The 16,447-nt window shown below is 69.2% G+C and carries 17 protein-coding genes and 1 tRNA gene; 8 read left to right on the plus strand and 10 right to left on the minus strand.

Going from position 1 to position 16,447, the window contains the following annotated elements; genetic code table 11:
- Nucleotides 1-223: 223 nt before the first annotated feature.
- Nucleotides 224-1,006: an enoyl-CoA hydratase-related protein gene (locus K9U41_RS04905; protein ID WP_282639741.1), complete on the plus strand. Its 783-nt coding sequence runs from the start codon at nucleotides 224-226 to the stop codon at nucleotides 1,004-1,006.
- Nucleotides 1,007-1,073: 67 nt separating this feature from the next.
- Here K9U41_RS04905 and K9U41_RS04910 read toward each other — a convergent pair whose 3' ends face one another.
- On the minus strand, nucleotides 1,074-1,469 hold the full coding sequence (locus K9U41_RS04910; protein ID WP_282639742.1) for a hypothetical protein: 396 nt from the start codon (nucleotides 1,467-1,469) through the stop codon (nucleotides 1,074-1,076).
- 179 nt (nucleotides 1,470-1,648) lie between these two features.
- Here K9U41_RS04910 and K9U41_RS04915 point away from each other — a divergent pair.
- Together K9U41_RS04915 and K9U41_RS04920 are read left to right on the plus strand one after the other, a co-directional pair.
- Nucleotides 1,649-1,723, plus strand: a tRNA-Gln gene (locus K9U41_RS04915).
- A gap of 154 nt (nucleotides 1,724-1,877) precedes the next feature.
- Nucleotides 1,878-2,870 (plus strand): MBL fold metallo-hydrolase, encoded by a 993-nt coding sequence (locus tag K9U41_RS04920; RefSeq protein ID WP_282639743.1) that lies wholly within the window; start codon nucleotides 1,878-1,880, stop codon nucleotides 2,868-2,870.
- 18 nt (nucleotides 2,871-2,888) lie between these two features.
- Here the strand turns inward: K9U41_RS04920 and pap are convergent, their stop codons facing one another.
- The 5 genes from pap to K9U41_RS04945 form a co-directional block, all read right to left on the minus strand.
- Entirely contained in the window at nucleotides 2,889-4,376 is a 1,488-nt protein-coding gene (pap, locus tag K9U41_RS04925; protein WP_282639744.1) for a polyphosphate:AMP phosphotransferase, read from the minus strand.
- Between the two features lie 42 nt (nucleotides 4,377-4,418).
- A complete protein-coding gene (locus K9U41_RS04930; protein ID WP_282639745.1) occupies nucleotides 4,419-4,871 on the minus strand; it encodes a MaoC family dehydratase in 453 nt (150 codons plus the stop codon).
- A gap of 166 nt (nucleotides 4,872-5,037) precedes the next feature.
- On the minus strand, nucleotides 5,038-6,531 hold the full coding sequence (locus tag K9U41_RS04935; protein WP_282639746.1) for a peptidoglycan-binding protein: 1,494 nt from the start codon (nucleotides 6,529-6,531) through the stop codon (nucleotides 5,038-5,040).
- A 176-nt stretch (nucleotides 6,532-6,707) separates the two neighbouring features.
- Nucleotides 6,708-7,664 carry a J domain-containing protein gene (locus tag K9U41_RS04940; protein ID WP_282639747.1) on the minus strand — a complete coding sequence of 319 codons (957 nt, stop codon included), beginning with the start codon at nucleotides 7,662-7,664 and terminating at the stop codon, nucleotides 6,708-6,710.
- A 121-nt stretch (nucleotides 7,665-7,785) separates the two neighbouring features.
- Nucleotides 7,786-8,196, minus strand: a complete 411-nt coding sequence (locus K9U41_RS04945; RefSeq protein ID WP_282639748.1) for an RT0821/Lpp0805 family surface protein — start codon at nucleotides 8,194-8,196, stop codon at nucleotides 7,786-7,788.
- 100 nt (nucleotides 8,197-8,296) lie between these two features.
- On the opposite strand from K9U41_RS04945, the gene pdxH reads away from it, so the two are divergent.
- Both pdxH and K9U41_RS04955 read left to right on the plus strand, forming a co-directional pair.
- Nucleotides 8,297-8,938, plus strand: a complete 642-nt coding sequence (gene pdxH / locus K9U41_RS04950; RefSeq protein WP_282639749.1) for a pyridoxamine 5'-phosphate oxidase — start codon at nucleotides 8,297-8,299, stop codon at nucleotides 8,936-8,938.
- 103 nt (nucleotides 8,939-9,041) lie between these two features.
- Nucleotides 9,042-9,791, plus strand: a complete 750-nt coding sequence (locus K9U41_RS04955; RefSeq protein ID WP_282639750.1) for an SDR family NAD(P)-dependent oxidoreductase — start codon at nucleotides 9,042-9,044, stop codon at nucleotides 9,789-9,791.
- Nucleotides 9,792-9,893: 102 nt separating this feature from the next.
- Here K9U41_RS04955 and K9U41_RS04960 read toward each other — a convergent pair whose 3' ends face one another.
- Together K9U41_RS04960 and K9U41_RS04965 are read right to left on the minus strand one after the other, a co-directional pair.
- The gene (locus tag K9U41_RS04960) at nucleotides 9,894-10,868 is read right to left on the minus strand and encodes a magnesium transporter CorA family protein (protein ID WP_282639751.1); all 975 of its coding nucleotides are present in this window, start codon (nucleotides 10,866-10,868) and stop codon (nucleotides 9,894-9,896) included.
- A gap of 106 nt (nucleotides 10,869-10,974) precedes the next feature.
- Entirely contained in the window at nucleotides 10,975-11,187 is a 213-nt protein-coding gene (locus K9U41_RS04965) for a hypothetical protein (RefSeq protein WP_282639752.1), read from the minus strand.
- 317 nt (nucleotides 11,188-11,504) lie between these two features.
- On the opposite strand from K9U41_RS04965, the gene K9U41_RS04970 reads away from it, so the two are divergent.
- Entirely contained in the window at nucleotides 11,505-12,107 is a 603-nt protein-coding gene (locus K9U41_RS04970) for a L,D-transpeptidase (protein ID WP_282639753.1), read from the plus strand.
- Between the two features lie 398 nt (nucleotides 12,108-12,505).
- Here the strand turns inward: K9U41_RS04970 and K9U41_RS04975 are convergent, their stop codons facing one another.
- On the minus strand, nucleotides 12,506-13,588 hold the full coding sequence (locus K9U41_RS04975; protein WP_282639754.1) for an extensin family protein: 1,083 nt from the start codon (nucleotides 13,586-13,588) through the stop codon (nucleotides 12,506-12,508).
- Between the two features lie 302 nt (nucleotides 13,589-13,890).
- Between K9U41_RS04975 and K9U41_RS04980 the strand changes: the two genes are divergently transcribed.
- Together K9U41_RS04980 and K9U41_RS04985 are read left to right on the plus strand one after the other, a co-directional pair.
- Nucleotides 13,891-14,625 carry an HAD family hydrolase gene (locus K9U41_RS04980; protein ID WP_282639755.1) on the plus strand — a complete coding sequence of 245 codons (735 nt, stop codon included), beginning with the start codon at nucleotides 13,891-13,893 and terminating at the stop codon, nucleotides 14,623-14,625.
- Nucleotides 14,626-14,821: 196 nt separating this feature from the next.
- Nucleotides 14,822-15,601: a DUF1499 domain-containing protein gene (locus K9U41_RS04985; RefSeq protein WP_282639756.1), complete on the plus strand. Its 780-nt coding sequence runs from the start codon at nucleotides 14,822-14,824 to the stop codon at nucleotides 15,599-15,601.
- A gap of 144 nt (nucleotides 15,602-15,745) precedes the next feature.
- On the opposite strand, the gene K9U41_RS04990 is transcribed toward K9U41_RS04985, so the two are convergent.
- Nucleotides 15,746-16,441, minus strand: coding sequence for an SOS response-associated peptidase (locus K9U41_RS04990; RefSeq protein WP_282639757.1), 696 nt, complete (start codon nucleotides 16,439-16,441; stop codon nucleotides 15,746-15,748).
- Nucleotides 16,442-16,447 lie beyond the last annotated feature (6 nt).

The raw sequence follows: 16,447 nt of genomic DNA on the forward strand, positions 1-16,447 counted from the left end.
GGCGTCAACCACCACGCCTCCTGCCACAGTGCCTCCTGCCACCACGCCACCGGACCTCCTGCGCCGAAAGTCGCTCCCGGTCCGGGCCGATCGATGCATGCGGCAACTTCCCTCCTGCTGCCGTTCCGCTTAGACACGACAGGGCAGGGCCGGCCGGGCCTCTGTCGCCGGCCGCGGGCCGTGCAGGGCAAGACGGCTTCGAATGAGCCTGGGGGAGGGACGCGTGGCTGGCAGCATCGCCATTTCCGTCGAGGGCGGCATCGCCCGCCTTGTGCTGACCAATCCGGAGCGGCGCAACGCCATTTCCAGCACCATGTGGCGGGCCCTGATCGCGTTTGCGCAGGACGCTGCCCACCGCAGCGACATCCGGGTTGCCGTGCTGCGCGGCGAAGGCGACCTCGCCTTTTCAGGCGGCGCCGACATCTCGGATTTCGACACCGCCCGCTCCGATGCGTCCGGCGCGCAGAGCTATGACGACCTAGTGGAGCAGGCCTGCTCCGCCATCGAGAGCCTCGCCTGTCCCACCATCGCGCTGATCAAGGGCGCATGCGTGGGCGCCGGCGCGGCGCTGGCGTCGAGCTGCGACATGCGGATCGCGGCGGACGACGCCTTCTTCGCCATTCCCGCCGCCCGCCTGGGCCTTGGGTACGATCCGCGCGGCATGGCGCGGGCGCTGCGGGTGTTCGGCAGCCAGGGCGCCCGGCACCTGTTCTTCACCGCCGAGCGGCTGACGGCGGCGCGTGCGCATGCCATCGGCGCCGTGGACGTGCTCATTCCCGCCGCCGAGGCGGAAGCCACCGCCGAGCGCACGCTCCAGCGCATCGCGGAAAATGCGCCGCTGACATTGAAGGCCGCCAAGCTCGCCATCCGCGCCGCCGAGACGGGAGCGGTGGCGCTGCTGGGCGAGGCCCGCCGCGCCACCGGTGCCGCCAATGCCAGCGCCGATTATCGCGAAGGCCGCCTCGCCTTCGCGGAGAAGCGCGCGCCGCGCTTCACCGGAAGCTGAGGGCGGCGCCCGGCAGCAGGGCGCCTGAGGTCGCTGGGCCGCGCGTTCCGGGCCAATCGCTTTCCGGCTACTTGCCCTGGGCCTTCAGGCGCTTGTTGCAGGCGCTCCAGAACTGGGGCCACTTCTGGCCGGCGGGCACCTTCCCGGCCTCTTTTGCGGCGCGCCACTCGGCCCCGCAGGCCGTCTGCCGCTGGTGCGCTGCGGCCTGGCCGGGGGTGGCCGGCTTGGCGGCTGCCGGCTTGGGGGCCGCCGTGCTGGGAGCTGCAGTGTTGGGAGCTGCAGTGTTGGGCGCCGCCGCCGGCTTCGTGGCCGCAGGCGCGGCCGTCGCCGGCTTGGGCGCCGGAGCGTTGGCCGCAGGGGCGGTCTGGGTCGGGGGCGTTGCCGTAGCCTGGGCCAGGGCGGCGGATGTGGCGGGAACCGTTGCGGCAAGGGCAACGCAGAAGAACGCGATGCGCAAGGACATTGCGCGGCCTCCAGACGTGCTGCACCGGGAGGCGCAGCCTGTTCGACGTGAAGTCGGAATCGGCTTCACCTCAAGGATGTAGCACGCCGAGCGCGGCGGAACAGCGGCATCGCGGCCGGAGCCGCGGCAACGGCGTTGGACAGAAGCGCATGGCGCGGCTATATGGTCCGCCGCCGCGTTGGGGCGTAGCCAAGTGGTAAGGCAGGGGATTTTGATTCCCCCATTCCCTGGTTCGAATCCAGGCGCCCCAGCCAATGCGAACCTGACATCTGCGAACCTGCCATCTGCGAACCTGCCATCTGCGAACCTGCCAGTGCGGCAGGCAACCGGCGGCCGCAGGATCGGCGCCGGGCGGGACAGCGGCGGACGGCACAGGACCTTGCCGGCGCACGCTGGTATAACCACCCCATGCCCCGCCCCTACCATCAGGGCGCGCCCTCGGACCATTTCGACGGGACGCGCTTCTTCAACCCGGATCACCCCTCCACCGACAAGTCCGCGCGCGACCTCATGCGCTGGCGCAAGATGCGCACGGCACGCCGGCCGTGGCCCGCCGTGCCGGCCCTGCCCACAGCCACCGACACGCCGCCGGCAGAGGTCACGTCCGGCATCCGGGTGAGCATGGTGGGTCATGCGAGCGTGCTGATTCAGGTGGCAGGCCTCAACATCCTCACCGATCCGGTGTGGTCGGAGCGCGCCAGCCCCCTGCCCTTCCTCGGGCCGAAGCGGTTCAACCCGCCAGGCATCCCGTTCGACGCGCTGCCGCGGATCCATGTGGTCCTGCTCAGCCACAACCACTACGACCATCTCGACCTGCCCACCCTCGACCGGCTGTGGCGGGCGCACCGCCCGCGCCTCGTTGCGCCCCTCGGCAACGATGTCGTCATTCGCCGCAAGCTGCCGGACCTCACCGTGGCCACCGGCGACTGGGGCGACCGCTTCGCATTGAGCGCGGACGTGGCCGCAGTCATCCACCCCGCCAACCACTGGTCGGCGCGCAGCCTGAAGGATCGCCGCTTCGCCCTGTGGGGCGGGTTCGTGCTGGCAACGCCGGAGGGCGTGATCTATTTCGCCGGCGATACGGGCTATGGCACCGGCGCGATCTTCCGCGCGGTGCGCCACGCCTTCGGGCCGCCGCGCCTCGCGCTCATCCCCATCGGCGCCTACGAGCCGCGCTGGTTCATGGCGCCCCAGCACACCAATCCGGACGAGGCCGTGCGCATCCTGGAGGACACCGGCGCCGAGCAGGGCCTCGGCATCCACTGGGGCACCTTCCGCCTCACCGACGAGGCACAGGACGCGCCGAAGCACGCCCTCGCCGAGGCGCTGCACACGGCCGGCATCGCGCCGGAGCGCTTCCTGCCGTTCCATCCCGGCGAGGTCTGGCGCACACCCGCCTGAAGCGCCCGCCGACACGCTTCAGCCCAGCGCCGCCTCCAGCCGGTCGGCGACGGTTTTCAGCACCTTCACGCGGGCAAAGTGCTTGTCCTCCGCCTCCACCAGCGTCCATGGCGCCTCGCGGGTGGAGGTGCGGTCCACCATTTCCGTCACCGCCGCCTCGTAGAGCGGCCATTTCTCGCGATTGCGCCAGTCTTCGGGGGTCAGCTTGAAGCGCTTGTAGGCGATCTTTTCGCGTTCCTCGAAGCGGCGGGCCTGCTCGTCCTGGCTGATGGCCAGCCAGAACTTCACCACCACATAGCCGGCGCGGGTGATCTGGGCCTCGAAATCGTTGATCTCCCCATAGGCCCGGCCCCAGTCGTCCGGCCCGCACAGGCCCTCGACGCGCTCCACCAGCACCCGGCCGTACCAGGAGCGGTCGAAGATCGCGGTGCGCCCGTGGGTGGGAATGTGCCGCCAGAACCGCCACAGATAGGGCCGCGCCCGCTCCTCGTCGGTGGGCGCGGCGATGGGATGGACCCGGAAGCGCCGCGGGTCCAGCGCCCGGCGCAGGCGCATGATGGTGGAACTCTTGCCGGCCGCGTCCGAACCCTCGAACGCGATCACCAGCCCGGAGCGGGCGAAGGCCGGCGCGTTGGTGAGGCGGGTGATGCGGCTCTGGGCCTGCGCCAGGTCGCGGTCATACTCCGCCTCCGGCAGGCTGCGCGACATATTGAGGGTGGAGAGGATGGAGAAGGCGGGCAACAGGCCCGGCACATGCATGGGGTTCGGCGGCAGGGGCAGGGGCGCCGGTTCCGGCTCCGCCGCCATGGCGCGCAGCTTCTCCAGCAGCAGGCTGCCGACCATGGCGTCGCAATATTCGGTGTCGGCGGCCGGCACCACATGCCACGGCGCGATGTCCGTGGAGGTGGCGCGGGCAGCGTCCTCGGACGCCCGATGCAGCCGCTTGCGGGCGTCGGCGCCCTCGATCTCGGCCCATTCACGCACCACGGGGCGCTGATAATCGCCCTTGGTGAGAGCCTTGAGGCGGCTGCGCGCCTCCTCGGCGTCGAGATAGAGCCAGATCTTCAGGACACTCACGCCCTCGGCGTGGAGCATGCTCTCGAAGCGTTCGATCTCGTCGAGGGAGGCCATAAAATCGGCCCGCCCCATGGTGCCCAGCGCCCGCTTGCACAGCGGCGCGTGGTACCAGGAGCCGAGCATGACACCGATCTGGCCGAACGCCGGCAACTCGCGCCAGTATTTCCACATGGGCGGCCGGTCTTCCTCGGCGCAGGGCATCTCGAAGGTGAGCGTCTGCACCTTGCGCACGTCGAGCCAGCTGTAGAGCCGGTTCAGGACGGCGCCCTTGCCGGCGCCGTCGGGACCGTGGATGAGCACGATCAGGCTGCGCCGCTTCGCCTCGATGAGCGCGAACTGGGCGTTGAGGAGGTCTTCGCGCAGGCTGGGCTCCAGCGCCTTGAAGGCGGCCTTGTCCAGCCGATGCTCAAACGTGGCCGATTCGAACATGCCGCCCTCCTGAAACGCTGGAAGGGCAGCGTGGCCGACACCTCAGGCGGACGCAACCTTCTGCACGCCGGAGGACGGCACCTTCACCAGCGCCTCGCCGTCGAGCACCACCTCGCCCTTCACGCTGCAAACGCACGACAGCCGCGCGCGATACCGCTCGGGGATCAGTTCCACCACCTTCACCTCCACGTCCACGGTGTCGTCGATGCGCACCGGGGCACGGAAATTGAGGGTCTGGGAGATGTAGATGGCGCCGGGCCCCGGCAGGCGGGTGCCGAGCACGGCGGAAATCAGGCTCGCGGTATAGAGGCCGTGGGCGATGCGGCCGCCGAACGGGGTCTTCGCGGCGAAATGCTGGGAGAGGTGGATGGGGTTGCGGTCGCCGGTCAGCTCGGCGAAACCGACGATGTCCGAGGACGACACCGTCTTGGACATGCGCTCGATGCGGCCAAGGGTGAGGTCTTCGAAATAGAGGTTCTGCAGCTCGAGAAACATGGGGGCGCTTCCTTGTCCTTTTTCGGGCGCGGACTTTAGAGGGCGCCGGCGCCCGTGGAAAGTCGGCCAAAGGGGTGAGCCAAGCACCCTGCCATGGCAGCGGCCGATGAAACGCCTTCATCCGCCATGGCTTTTGTCCCTCCGCGCAAGTCCGGGCGCGCCGCCCTCAGCCGAAGGCGGCGAAGCCGAGCACCACCGGATCGGTCACCTTGCGGCCGACGCGGCGGAACACGCCGCCGCCGTCCCGCACCCCATCCTGGTTGGTGTTGCCCTCGATGGTCACGAGCTTGCCGTTGATGTTGTCGGCGACGATGCCGGCATGGCCGGTGCTGCCGGACAGGCCGAGGAAAAAGACCATCCCCGGCGTCACCAGCGAGGGATCGACCTGCGCCTCCCGCGCCGTCACCACGCGCACGCCGGACGTGCGGGCGCAGGTCTCCTTCCACGCGGTGCGCACATGGCCGCTGCGCGGCACCCGGTTGGCCACGCCCAGGTCCCCCGCCGCCTGCGCGAAACACCAGTAGACGAACGACATGCACCAAGGATTGCCCCGGCCCAGGCCGACGCTGCCGAGGAAGGCCTCCACCTCGCGCCCGCAATTGCTGTTGGGCGGAATCTCCCTGACGCCGATCTGGTCCGCCGCCACATCGAGGACCGCCGTAGCGAGGGTGCGCTCCGCCTTCTTGATGGAGATGCGCGGCTTCACCCATTCGCTCTCGATGGACAGGGGACCGAACAGCGCGCCCCAGGTCATGGGGCCGACGATGCCGTCGATCTCCAGCGGCGCGCCGTCGAGGTCCACGGAGCGCGCCTGGAACAGCTGGATCGCGTATTTGGTGGGAGTGTCGAAGACGCCGGTGGGCGCTCCCGGCGAGGCCCCCATCTCGGCGAGGCGCTTCTGCAGGCGGCTGACGGAAGCCTTGTCGCCGGCATTCTCCATCAGATACTTGCCCGGGAAGCGGGGCGGATTGTCCGGAAACTCCAGCACGCTGCCGTCGGCGGGAAGGAACGGCGTGGGCTTGGCCACCTCGTCGCTGTCCGGCGGCGCCTGGAATCCGAGGCGCTCGGCCACCTCTGCCGTGTCCATGAGGGCCGACAGCAAGGTCATGCCGCCGCATTGCTGGCTCACCGCATCGGGCGAGAACAGGCCGTCGCGGATGAACTTGCCGCGGGTATAGACGTTGCTGAAGCCCCAGAGGTAGGGGCTTTTGACGAACGGAAAGCGGGTGCGGTAGCCGAAGCCGTTGTACCGCTCCAGCGCATAGGCGATGCCGGGGACGGTCCACTTGGTCCATCGGTCGAGCCCGTCATGGGCCAGGGCATCGGTGGCGCTTTCCACCCAGCTGTACGCCCCGCCGCTGGCGGGGGGCTTCTTCGGCAGACCGGCCGGCACCTGGACCGTGCGCGCCGTCAGCGGATCGCCATTGTGCAGGTGTGCCGAGAAGGCCATGTCGGCCTCCAGATTGTGGATGATCGCCACCACGAACCAGGGCACGGAGGTCTGCGCCTCCACCGTCTCATACTGCTTGCGGTTGGCGGGGCGCAGGACGCGCTCGGCGACACGCTGGACCTCGTCGCGCCGCTCGGGCCGGATGACGAGGGACGCGAACAGCGCCGCATATTCGGCGGCGAGCTGGTCGTCCAAGATGGGCTTTGCCATGGATCGCCTCCTGAAGAGCCCAGGTTGCAACCCACAGATGATGCGCCCGCCCGGACTGGCCGGCCATCCCCTAAACGCGGTAGGGCGCGGCGCGAGTGCTCGACCGAATGCCGAAAGGAGATCGCCCCGGCTCGCGCCGGCTGGATCGACGGCCGATGCTCCACCGGCCGCCGCGATTAGTCCGCCTGCTCGCGCAGCTTCTTCATGAGCGCTTCCAGCTCCTCGTCCTTCGCCTTGGGCAGGACGAGGTTGGTCCGCACCAGAAGGTCGCCGTGCCCCCCGCTCGCCGTGGGCAGGCCCTTGCCGCGCAGGCGGAAGGTGCGCCCGCCGGAGGTCCAGGCCGGAATGGCAAGCTCCACCGCCCCCTTGAGGGTGGGCACGCGAACCTTGGCCCCCAGCACCGCATCGGCGAGTTCCACGTCCAGAGTCTGGCGCAGGTCGTCGCCCTCCCGCTCGAAGATCGGATGGGGGGCGTAGGAGATGGTGACATAGGCATCGCCCGCCGGGCCGCCCATGGCGCTGGGCTCGCCCTGCCCTTTCAGGCGCATGCGGTGCCCCTCGCGGGTGCCGGCGGCGATCTTGATGTCGATCTGCTTGCCATTGGGCAGGCCGACGCGCTTGGACGCCCCCTCGGCCGCCTCCTCGAAGGAGACCGGGAGCGTTATTTCCATGTCCGCGCCGGGCTGGGGCGCAAAGCCGCCGCCGGCGGAGCGGCGCTGGCGGCCGAAGCCGAAAATGTCGCCGATGTCCTCGAAGCCGCCGCCCCCGCCGCCGCGCCCGGACGAGCGGCGCGCCCCCTCGGGACCGAAGGAGAAGCTCTCGAAAATCGTGTCGCCGTCATAGCCGGAAAAGCCGCCGGGACCGCGCCGGGGGCCGCCGCCGCGAAAGCCGGTGAATTCGGGGGCCTTCGGCTTGCCCTCGGCGTCGATCTCGCCGCGGTCGTACTGGCCGCGCTTCTCCTTGTCCTCAAGGATTTCGTGCGCGGTATTCAGCTCCGCAAAGCGGTCCTGGGCCTTGGGGTCGGACGCGTTGGCGTCGGGATGCAGCTTCTTCGCAAGCTTGCGATAGGCGCGCTTGATCTCGGCCTCGTCGGCGGTCTTGGAGACGCCGAGGACGTCGTAAGGATCACGCATGGGTCAATCACCTCGCCGGCCGGCACTCAGGCGGCCAGCCGCACCTCAGGATGTGGTTTGCGACGCGGAAAATGCAACGGCCGCGCTGGCAACCGGCGCTTTTTTCGCACCTCGCCTTGCCTCAAGCCTGCCCGAGCACCCGGACCTGCGACAGGACGGTGCCCGCGCGGGCCTTGCAGACCTCCCCCTGGATCCAGCGGTCGGCCGCCTTGCCATCCACCAGCGAGATCATGAAGTCCCGGCAGCCGCCGGCGCGCACCGGCCCGACCGGCGTCGCCGTGCCGCGGGAGCCCGTCTCGGGATTGTCCCAGGGGATGGAAACGTCCTTCTGGCGCGCGGCCAAAGCCTGATCGAGGGCGATCTTGGCCTGCACCCAGTCGCTGGCCGAAACCCCGGTGGGGGCGTGGCCGTCCGGCACCGGGAGGGAGGCCGGCGTGGCCCGGATGGAGCCGGTGACGATGGCGTCATCCGGCGACACGTTGACGGTGGAACAGCCGCCGAGGCCCGCGGCGACGAGCCCCGCGGCCGCCATGCGACAGAGCGCTTCGCGCCGACGGATCGCGCTTCTATATAAGGAACGGCAGCCGGCCATGGGGACGGCGCGCGAGAGGCGAGGCACAAGGGGCTCCCACATGACTTCGAGCACCGGCATGGAAGCCCACAACCCCTTAACATCCGGTGATTTTACGGAAGTCTCCGAACCGTTCCGGCTGTTTGCCGAATGGCTCGCCGAGGCCGAGAAGAGCGAGCCGAACGATCCCAACGCCATGACGCTGGCCACCGTCGATCCCGACGGCCTGCCGGATGCCCGCATGGTGCTGCTGAAGGGGCTCGACGCCCGCGGCTTCGTCTTCTTCACCAATACCGAGAGCGCCAAGGGCCGAGAACTTGCGCAGACCCCCAAGGCCGCGCTGGTGTTCCACTGGAAATCCCTGCGCCGGCAGGTGCGGGTGCGCGGGCCGGTGGAACAGGTGAGTTCCGAGGAGGCCGACGCCTATTTCGCCACCCGCCCCCGCCTGTCGCAGATCGGCGCCTGGGCCTCCAGCCAGTCGCGTCCGCTGGAGGGCCGCTTCGCGCTGGAGGCGGCGGTGGCGGCGGCGACCGCGAGATACGCCCTCGGCACCGTGCCGCGCCCGCCGCACTGGACCGGCTTCCGCGTGCTGCCGGTGGCCCTCGAATTCTGGCACGACCGCCCCTTCCGGCTGCACGACCGGGTGGTGTTCCGCCGCGAGGGGGAAGGCGCGGACTGGTCCAGGACGCGGCTGTTCCCCTGAGGCATCCCGGTCCGTGGCACCCTTTCCTTGACGTTGCGGCGCGAGGGTGCTGCATGTCGGGCCGACATGCTTCAGCCCTGAACGCCGGCCCGGGACCCTTGTCATGACCGCCGAACCCGAAGCCCCGCCCCGCATCATGCTCCTCACCGGGGCCTCGCGCGGCATCGGCCACGCCACGGTGAAGCGCTTCTCCGCCGCCGGCTGGCGCGTCATCTCCTGCTCGCGCCACGCGTTTCCGGAACAATGCCCGTGGGGCGCGGGGCCGGAGGACCACATCCAGGTGGACCTTTCCAGCCCCGCCAGCACCAAGGACGCCATCGCCGAGGTGCAACGCCGCCTGCCGGACGGCCGGCTCGACGCCCTCGTCAACAATGCCGCCATCTCGCCCAAGGGCGAGGGCGGCTCAAGGCTCGGCACCCTGAACACCGACCTTGAAACCTGGGTGGACGTGTTCCAGGTGAATTTCTTCGCCCCCATCATGCTGGCGCGGGGGCTTTCGGCACAGCTGGAGAAGGCGCAGGGCTCGGTGGTGAACGTCACCTCCATCGCCGGCTCGCGGGTGCATCCCTTCGCGGGGGCGGCCTATGCCACCTCCAAGGCGGCGCTGGCCTCGCTGACGCGGGAGATGGCCTCCGACTTCGGGCGGCGCGGCATCCGCGTCAACTCCATCGCGCCGGGGGAGATCGACACCGCCATCCTCTCGCCGGGCACCGACAAGATCGTCGAGCAGATCCCCATGCAGCGGCTCGGCACGCCCGACGAGGTGGCGAAGATCATCTACGTGCTGTGCACGGATACCTCGTCCTACCTCAACGGGGCGGAGATCCACATCAACGGCGGCCAGCATGTGTGAGGCCGGCGCGCGGGATCTTGGGTACCTTCGCTCAGGCGCCGCGCGGGCTTGCCCCCAAAGCGCTGCGCGGGCTTGGTCCCAAAGCGCTGCGCGGATTTGGGCTCACAGCCAGCGGCGCCACTTGAAGAAGACATAGGGCAGGATGCCCGACACCACCATGGCGCCGAGCGCCAGCGGATAGCCGTAGGTAAAGTCCAGCTCCGGCATGTTGTGGAAGTTCATGCCGTAGATGGAGGCGATCAGCGTCGGCGGCATCAGCACCACCGAGAGCACGGCGAAGATCTTGATGATGTTGTTCTGCTCAAGACTGACAAGGCCGATGGTGGCGTCGAGCAGGAACTGCAGCTTGTCGCCCATGAAGGCCGCATAGTCGGAAAGGCCCGAGACGTCCCGGCTCATGGACTTGACCGAAGCCTTGGCATCCTTGCTCACCGCGACCCCTTCGGTCTCCGTGCCGAGGAAGGACAAAAGGCGCTGCAGCGAGGCCAGACTCTCCCGGGCGTAGGAGACCAGGCCCTCCTTGCGGCCCACATGGGACAGGATGGCGCGATAGCGCTTGTTGGCGTTTTCACGGCTCTGGTCGCGCTCGAAGATGTGCTTGGAGATGCGTTCCACGTCGGCGCCGATCTGCTCCAGCACGTCGGCGGCGCGGTCCACGATCGCTTCAAGCAGGTCGATGAGGACGGTCTCGCCGGAGATGGCGGAGGGGCAGGCCTTGGCCAGGCGCCCGGCAACCGAGGGAAAGGCACGGGGCTCGCCGTAGCGCACCGTGATCAGGCGGCCCTTGGTCACGATGAAGCTGACTTCCAGCATGACCGGCGTCGGCGTGTCGGCCCCGCACAGGAGCGAGGCCGTCATGTATCGCGCGTCACCTTCTATATAGAGGCGGCTCGACTGCTCGATCTCGCCCATCTCCTCGCGCGTGGGCACGGAAATGCCGGCGAAGGCTTCAGCCAGGATATCGTCGGCTTCGGTCGGCGAGATCAGGTCGAGCCAGACCGTCTCGGCCGGTATCGGCCCTTCGGCGACGGGGATGCCATTCAGGCCCCCATCGCTGAACACATAAGCAACGAGCATGCGGCATGTCCCCGGATTGCCCGGCTGTTGTAGCCCCGGCAGGACACCGAAGGAAATGCCGCCGTGGCCCGGCCCCCGCGCCGGCCACCTCGGCGATCACGCGCCCTCAGGCCGCGAGAAAGTCGATGTCCCTGAGGGTCACCACGCGGTTCGGCTCACCACCGCCCTTGACCTCGGCGACGCGCTTCTCGCTCGCCTGCTGGGCAGCCGCGGCGACGGCCGAAATCCCGATTTCCCGCCACTGCTGGTTCTGCGCCATACGCTTCAGATCCGATTCCACCCGGGTGCTGAGCCCCTGCGACGGCTGTGCGGTAGACATGTCCTACTCCTGTACGGTGCGACTTTTGACGTTGCGGCACCTTCGCGTGACCCTTTGAGAAATGGCGTTCGACTGCGTCAAAACTGTGCAACCGATGCGACTTCTCCGAGGTCATACGAGGAGTACGCGCCCAATTCCTTGAGAAACTCCAAAGCCCGGTGACGAAACGGCAGGCTGTGCGGCATTTCTGCAACGCTTTCGCATAAGCGGGCGAGGGCGCGCGCAGAACTCTTCAAGCATGGCGGACATTGGGTTAATTCAATCAGAGCGGGATCGATTCCTCCTTGCGCGGCAAGGCAGAGTAGAATGAGGCGAACATGAATTGGCGGCTGGTCGGAGCACTGCTGGCGGGTTTGATGCTCAGCGGCTGCGTGTCGGGAACCTATGCACCGGCACCTGAAGCGGCGATGACGGCGCGGGACAAGCAGCTTCTCGCGAACAAGCCTTATCCCAATGTGAAGCCGAGCGGTGATTTCGCCCGGCATATCGTCGAGTATCCGACGAACAAGAAGCCCGGCACCATAGTTATCGATACGCCGAACAAGTTCCTTTACTATGTCGAAGGCGGCGGTAAGGCGATCCGGTACGGCGTGACCGTGGGTGAGGAAAGCCTCGCTTTCCGCGGTCAGGCGAAAGTGGGCCGCAAGGCGGAATGGCCGAGCTGGACCCCCACGCCGGAAATTCACCAGCGCATCGCCGGCCTCCCCTCCTATGTGGGTCCCGGCCCGCACAATCCCATGGGGGCCCGCGCGCTGTACCTGTACCAGGGCAACCAGGACACGCTGTTCCGCATCCATGGCACCAACCAGCCCGAATATATCGGGCAGGCCATCTCTTCCGGCTGCATCCGCATGCTGAACGAGGACGTGATCGACCTCTACAACCGCGTGCCGACGGGCTCGGAAGTGGTGGTGCTCTGATCGCCGTGACCGGTTGACAGGGATGGTTTGACAAGGGGCGCGGTTCATCCGCGCCCTATGGTTTGACAAGGGCGCGGTTCATCAGCGCCCTTTTGCGTTTCTGGCCTCTGAAACCAGCGGCCCGGCCTTCGAGCGATGCCGAGAGGCTCACGCTCCGGCGCCGCGCGGATGCCCCTGGCTCCGGGAAGCTGCCCGTGGCGGGCATCCCAAGCCCGATCGCCCTCTCAACCAGAGAGGGATAGCGCGTGATCCGATCAGCTTGCGTTGCAAGCCCATCGGCGCGTGCTCTGGCCTTCAGCCGGCAGCAGTCCGGCGCAGGGGTAGATCAGCCCCGGGCTTCGCCCCAGCTGGCCACCGCCGTCCGGTGGACAGGCTTGCCGGCGGTCGCGGCAACGGGCTCATTTCCCGTCCGCTTTCACGTCGGAACCGTCGGTTTCGGCCTCCGGCGCCGGGCCGTCCGTGTCGGAACCGCCGGAAGAAGCCGGGGCCGGCGCGGCAGTCTTCGGTCTCGGCTTGTCCTTCCTGGCCACCACCGTGCCCGCATCCAGGTTCCATTGGCACAGCCGGAAGCCGAGCCGGCGCTGGGCGAGGTCCACATGGATATGGTCCTCGTGATAGCCGTCCGATCCGGGGCCGAGCACGGTGGTGAAGCGGCGGCAGGCGCTCTCCTTCATGGCGGCGCGCAGGCGCTGCGGCAGGCCCCCTTTCTCCACCTTCACGACACGGGCGTCGGCAAGCTCAAAGCCGCCCACGTCCAGGGCATTGCCAAGACCGTGTTCGCTCATGCGCGCGCCGGACACGCGATTGCGCGGGCGGCAGTCGTAGGACGCCGCCACCGTGACCGCCGTCACCGGCGACCCCAGCGCGGCAACGGCCGGGGCCAGGTCCTCGCGCAGCCAGCCGGCGACGGCGACGGCCAGCTCGCACCGGGTCACGGCCGCCGGCTTGAAGGCGACGAGGCGACCGTCCAGCAGGCGCACGGCGGACAGGCGCACCGGCTGGGCGAGACCGCAACTGCCCCCGGCAGCCATGGGCGCATCCAGGGTCGCGACCAGGGTGCCGTCCTCGATCAGGGCCGCGCACGCCGCCGGCATCTCCCGGGCAGCGCCCGAAGGCGCCGCTTCCGGACCGGATGCGCCCTCTCCGGCCGGAGCGGGCGCATCCGGTCGGGCGGGCGGCAACGGGACCGCGCCGGGCGCACCCCCCTGTTCCAGGTCAGCGCCCTCCTGCGGACCGGGCGTCCGGGCAGCGAGCCGGGGCGCAGGGGCCGGTTCCTGCGCGTCCTCCTCGGCATCCAGCTCGGCCGGGCGCGCCGGCGGCAGCGGCGCCGCGCGCAGGGGCGGACGCCGCACGGCGGTGGGCGCCGGCACCGCCACGGTGAGCCCCGACGGCTTCTTCGGCGGCAGCGGCGCGGTTGCGCCAAGGGCCGGTCCGCTGACGGCGAGCAGCAGGCAGGACACCCCGGAGCAGGCGCCGATCACTCTGCGCCGCCAGCTGAGCGGATAAGGCGTTCCCCGTGTTGAAACGCGCGGGCGATGGACCGGGCAAACGGAGCCCAATGGCGCGAATCGCGCGCTCAAGCGGGCGATCCGCAACCAGCCGGTTCGGGCAGGATCCGACGCGGCGACAGTCGGCGGGGCGGGAAGGCGGACGCCGGGCGGCGCAGATCGTCGCGAGTGCATGATGCGTGATAGTAGAGAAGCCGAACCGCCCGGTCGATACGGCCCGGCCGGTACCTTTTTCCTCCCCGGCGTGCCGTTGGCCGCCTCGTCCGGATAGGCCCATGCGCGATGTTTCCGCCCTGCTTTTCGACAAGGACGGCACCCTCGTCGATTTCGACCGCACCTGGGGTCCCGCCTGCGGGGCGGCCATGCGCGCCCTGGCGGGGGACGATGCCGCCGCGCTGGCGCGCCTTCAGACGGTAAGCCACTATCTGCCGGCAGAGGGGCGTTTCCTGCACACCTCGCCCCTCGTCTCGGGGTCGTCGGCCCATTATGGGCCGTTGTGGGCACAAGCCCTCGGCCGGCCGGCGACGCCGGACTTTCTCGCCGAGATCGACGACCTGTTCGCCCGCGAGGGCCTTGCCTTCCTCACCCCCATCGGCCGGCCCCAGGCGACGCTGGCCCACCTCGGGAGCGCCGGCTTCGTCCTCGGCATCGTCACCAATGACGCCGAGGACAGCGCCCGCCGGCAGGCCGAGGCCCTCGGCATCCTGCCCCTGCTGGCGGCGGTGCACGGCTATGATTCCGGCTTCGGCTCCAAGCCCGGACCCGGGATGGTTGCGGCCTTCGGCACCCGCTTCGGCCTTGCGCCCCACACCATGGCCGTGATCGGCGACAGCGCCCACGACCTGGCCGCCGCCCGCGGGGCCGGCGCCCGTTTCATCGCGGTGCGCTCCGGCCCCGCCCCCATCGACGACCTGCTTTCCGAGGCCGACCTGGTGGTGGACAGCATCGACGACCTGCCCCGGCTTCTGGAACGGGAGCGCTCTTCCCCGGAGCGGGAAAACGCGGTCTAGAGCGTTTTCCGTTCGCATTGGCTCACGGCAATCGCCCTAGAGTCTTGTTTTAACGCATTTTTTCACGCGAGCCGGTATCCGCTTCGCTCGAAAACGCTTTAGAACGAAAAATCCACGCATTTTCCTCACGCGAACCGGTGTCCGCTTCGCTCGAAAATGCTTTAACCAGGCGGTCGCCGGCGAGCGGACGGATGGAATGATCAGACGCAGGCTTTATACGGAAGAGCGTTTCTCGCCGCTGGCGCGGTGGAGCTTCCGGCTCGCCTTGTTCTCGCTGCCGGTGGTGGCGCTCGCGGCGCTGCTGTACCGCACCGGCTTCCTCGATTTCCAGCCGGCGCTGGTCACCCTCGCCACCGGGCTTGGCCTGGCCGCGATCGCCGGCGTGCTCGGCACCATCGCGTTCTTCATCACCTGGGAAACCGGCTGGCTGGGCATCGGGCGAGCCATGGCGGCGGTGGGCATCGCGGTGCTGGTGCTGGCCGGCCCCGCGGCCGTGCTGGCGCGCGGCATGATGCTGCCGCCCCTCACCGACATCTCCACCGACGCGGCCGATCCGCCGCGCTTCCGCTCCCTCGCCCTTGCCTTTCCGCGGGAGGCCAACACGCTGACCTATGGCGGCATCGACACTGCGGCGGTGCAGCGCATGGCCTATCCCGGCATCAAGCCGGTGGATCTCACCGCGACGCCGGAAGAAGCCTTCAACACCGTGCTCGCCCTGGTGCAGAAGCGCCACTGGACCATCCTCGACGCCGTTCCGCCCCGCGGCACGCGGCGCGACGGGCAGATCGAGGCGGTGGCGGTTTCTCCCATCATGGGCTTTCGCTCGAACGTCTCCATCCGCATCCGCCCCACGGCAAAGGGCGCGCGGGTGGACGTGCGTTCCGCCTCCCGCTACGGCACCCACGACCTTGGAACCAATTCCGAGCGCGTGGAGGCGCTGATGGCCGACCTCGCCGCCGAGCGCCGCCACCGCTGAGGGCGGGCGGCTCAGCAGGACAGTTCAGGATTGACGGGGTCCGCGCCGGCAACACGCAGCGCCATGGCCGCGTTTGCCGCCTCGACCGGAGCACGCGCCGATCAGATTGCACCGCAATCGGGCCGGATAACGCGTTCTCTTCCCTCAAATTTTGAGAGCGTCGCTCTCCCGCAGCGGCGCCATGAGGTCCGGATCGTCGTTGCGTACCGAATTCACGCGGGTGGAGACCGGCCACAGGTCTAGGCCCGCGCCGGGATAGGACCGCATGAGGCCGCGCGGATCCTCGGCCTCCAGGAAGGCGGCGATGTCCGATTCGGGCAGAATCACCGGCATCCGCTCATGCAGGGGGCGCAGCTTGGGATCGGCGGCGGTGGTCAGGATGGTGAAGGTGCGCAGCCATTGGCCGGTCGCCGGATCCTTCCAGCCCTCCCACAATCCCGCGAGCGCCATGGGCCGGCCGTCGGCACGGCGGATGAAGAAGGGCTGTCGCGGCCCGGGCGCGGGCGCCCATTCATAAAAGCCGTCCGCCGGCACGATGCAGCGACGCCGGGCGCGCCACGCAGAGCGGAAGGAAAGCTTTTCAGGCGCGGTCTCGGAGCGGGCGTTGATGAGCCGGGCGCCAGCCGACGCGTCCTTGGCGAAGGACGGCACCAGCCCCCACCTGAGCAGCGAGAGGTGGCGCACGCCCGTCTGCGGATGGCGGCGGACCACCAGGAGATCCTGCGTCGGCGCCGCATTGTAGCGCGGCGGCGCGTTGGGCAATGCCGCCAGCGCCGGGTCCACATCGAACACCTCGCCGATGCGCACCGGCGGCATCTGCTGGACGAACCGGCCGCACATCAGGCG

It is taken from the genome of Xanthobacter autotrophicus (assembly GCF_029991245.1).
Taxonomy (GTDB): domain Bacteria; phylum Pseudomonadota; class Alphaproteobacteria; order Rhizobiales; family Xanthobacteraceae; genus Xanthobacter; species Xanthobacter autotrophicus_C.

Coding starts and splice junctions, on each gene's coding strand:
- K9U41_RS04910 (WP_282639742.1), bottom strand. CDS start 1,469: ATGTCCTTGCGCATCGCGTTCTTCTGCGTTGCCCTTGCCGCAACGGTT.
- K9U41_RS04985 (WP_282639756.1), top strand. CDS start 14,822: ATGATCAGACGCAGGCTTTATACGGAAGAGCGTTTCTCGCCGCTGGCG.
- K9U41_RS04940 (WP_282639747.1), bottom strand. CDS start 7,664: ATGCGTGATCCTTACGACGTCCTCGGCGTCTCCAAGACCGCCGACGAG.
- K9U41_RS04955 (WP_282639750.1), top strand. CDS start 9,042: ATGACCGCCGAACCCGAAGCCCCGCCCCGCATCATGCTCCTCACCGGG.
- pdxH (WP_282639749.1), top strand. CDS start 8,297: ATGACTTCGAGCACCGGCATGGAAGCCCACAACCCCTTAACATCCGGT.
- K9U41_RS04990 (WP_282639757.1), bottom strand. CDS start 16,441: ATGTGCGGCCGGTTCGTCCAGCAGATGCCGCCGGTGCGCATCGGCGAG.
- K9U41_RS04970 (WP_282639753.1), top strand. CDS start 11,505: ATGAATTGGCGGCTGGTCGGAGCACTGCTGGCGGGTTTGATGCTCAGC.
- K9U41_RS04920 (WP_282639743.1), top strand. CDS start 1,878: ATGCCCCGCCCCTACCATCAGGGCGCGCCCTCGGACCATTTCGACGGG.
- K9U41_RS04960 (WP_282639751.1), bottom strand. CDS start 10,868: ATGCTCGTTGCTTATGTGTTCAGCGATGGGGGCCTGAATGGCATCCCC.
- K9U41_RS04930 (WP_282639745.1), bottom strand. CDS start 4,871: ATGTTTCTCGAGCTGCAGAACCTCTATTTCGAAGACCTCACCCTTGGC.
- K9U41_RS04935 (WP_282639746.1), bottom strand. CDS start 6,531: ATGGCAAAGCCCATCTTGGACGACCAGCTCGCCGCCGAATATGCGGCG.
- K9U41_RS04965 (WP_282639752.1), bottom strand. CDS start 11,187: ATGTCTACCGCACAGCCGTCGCAGGGGCTCAGCACCCGGGTGGAATCG.
- K9U41_RS04980 (WP_282639755.1), top strand. CDS start 13,891: ATGCGCGATGTTTCCGCCCTGCTTTTCGACAAGGACGGCACCCTCGTC.
- pap (WP_282639744.1), bottom strand. CDS start 4,376: ATGTTCGAATCGGCCACGTTTGAGCATCGGCTGGACAAGGCCGCCTTC.
- K9U41_RS04945 (WP_282639748.1), bottom strand. CDS start 8,196: ATGGCGGCCGCGGGGCTCGTCGCCGCGGGCCTCGGCGGCTGTTCCACC.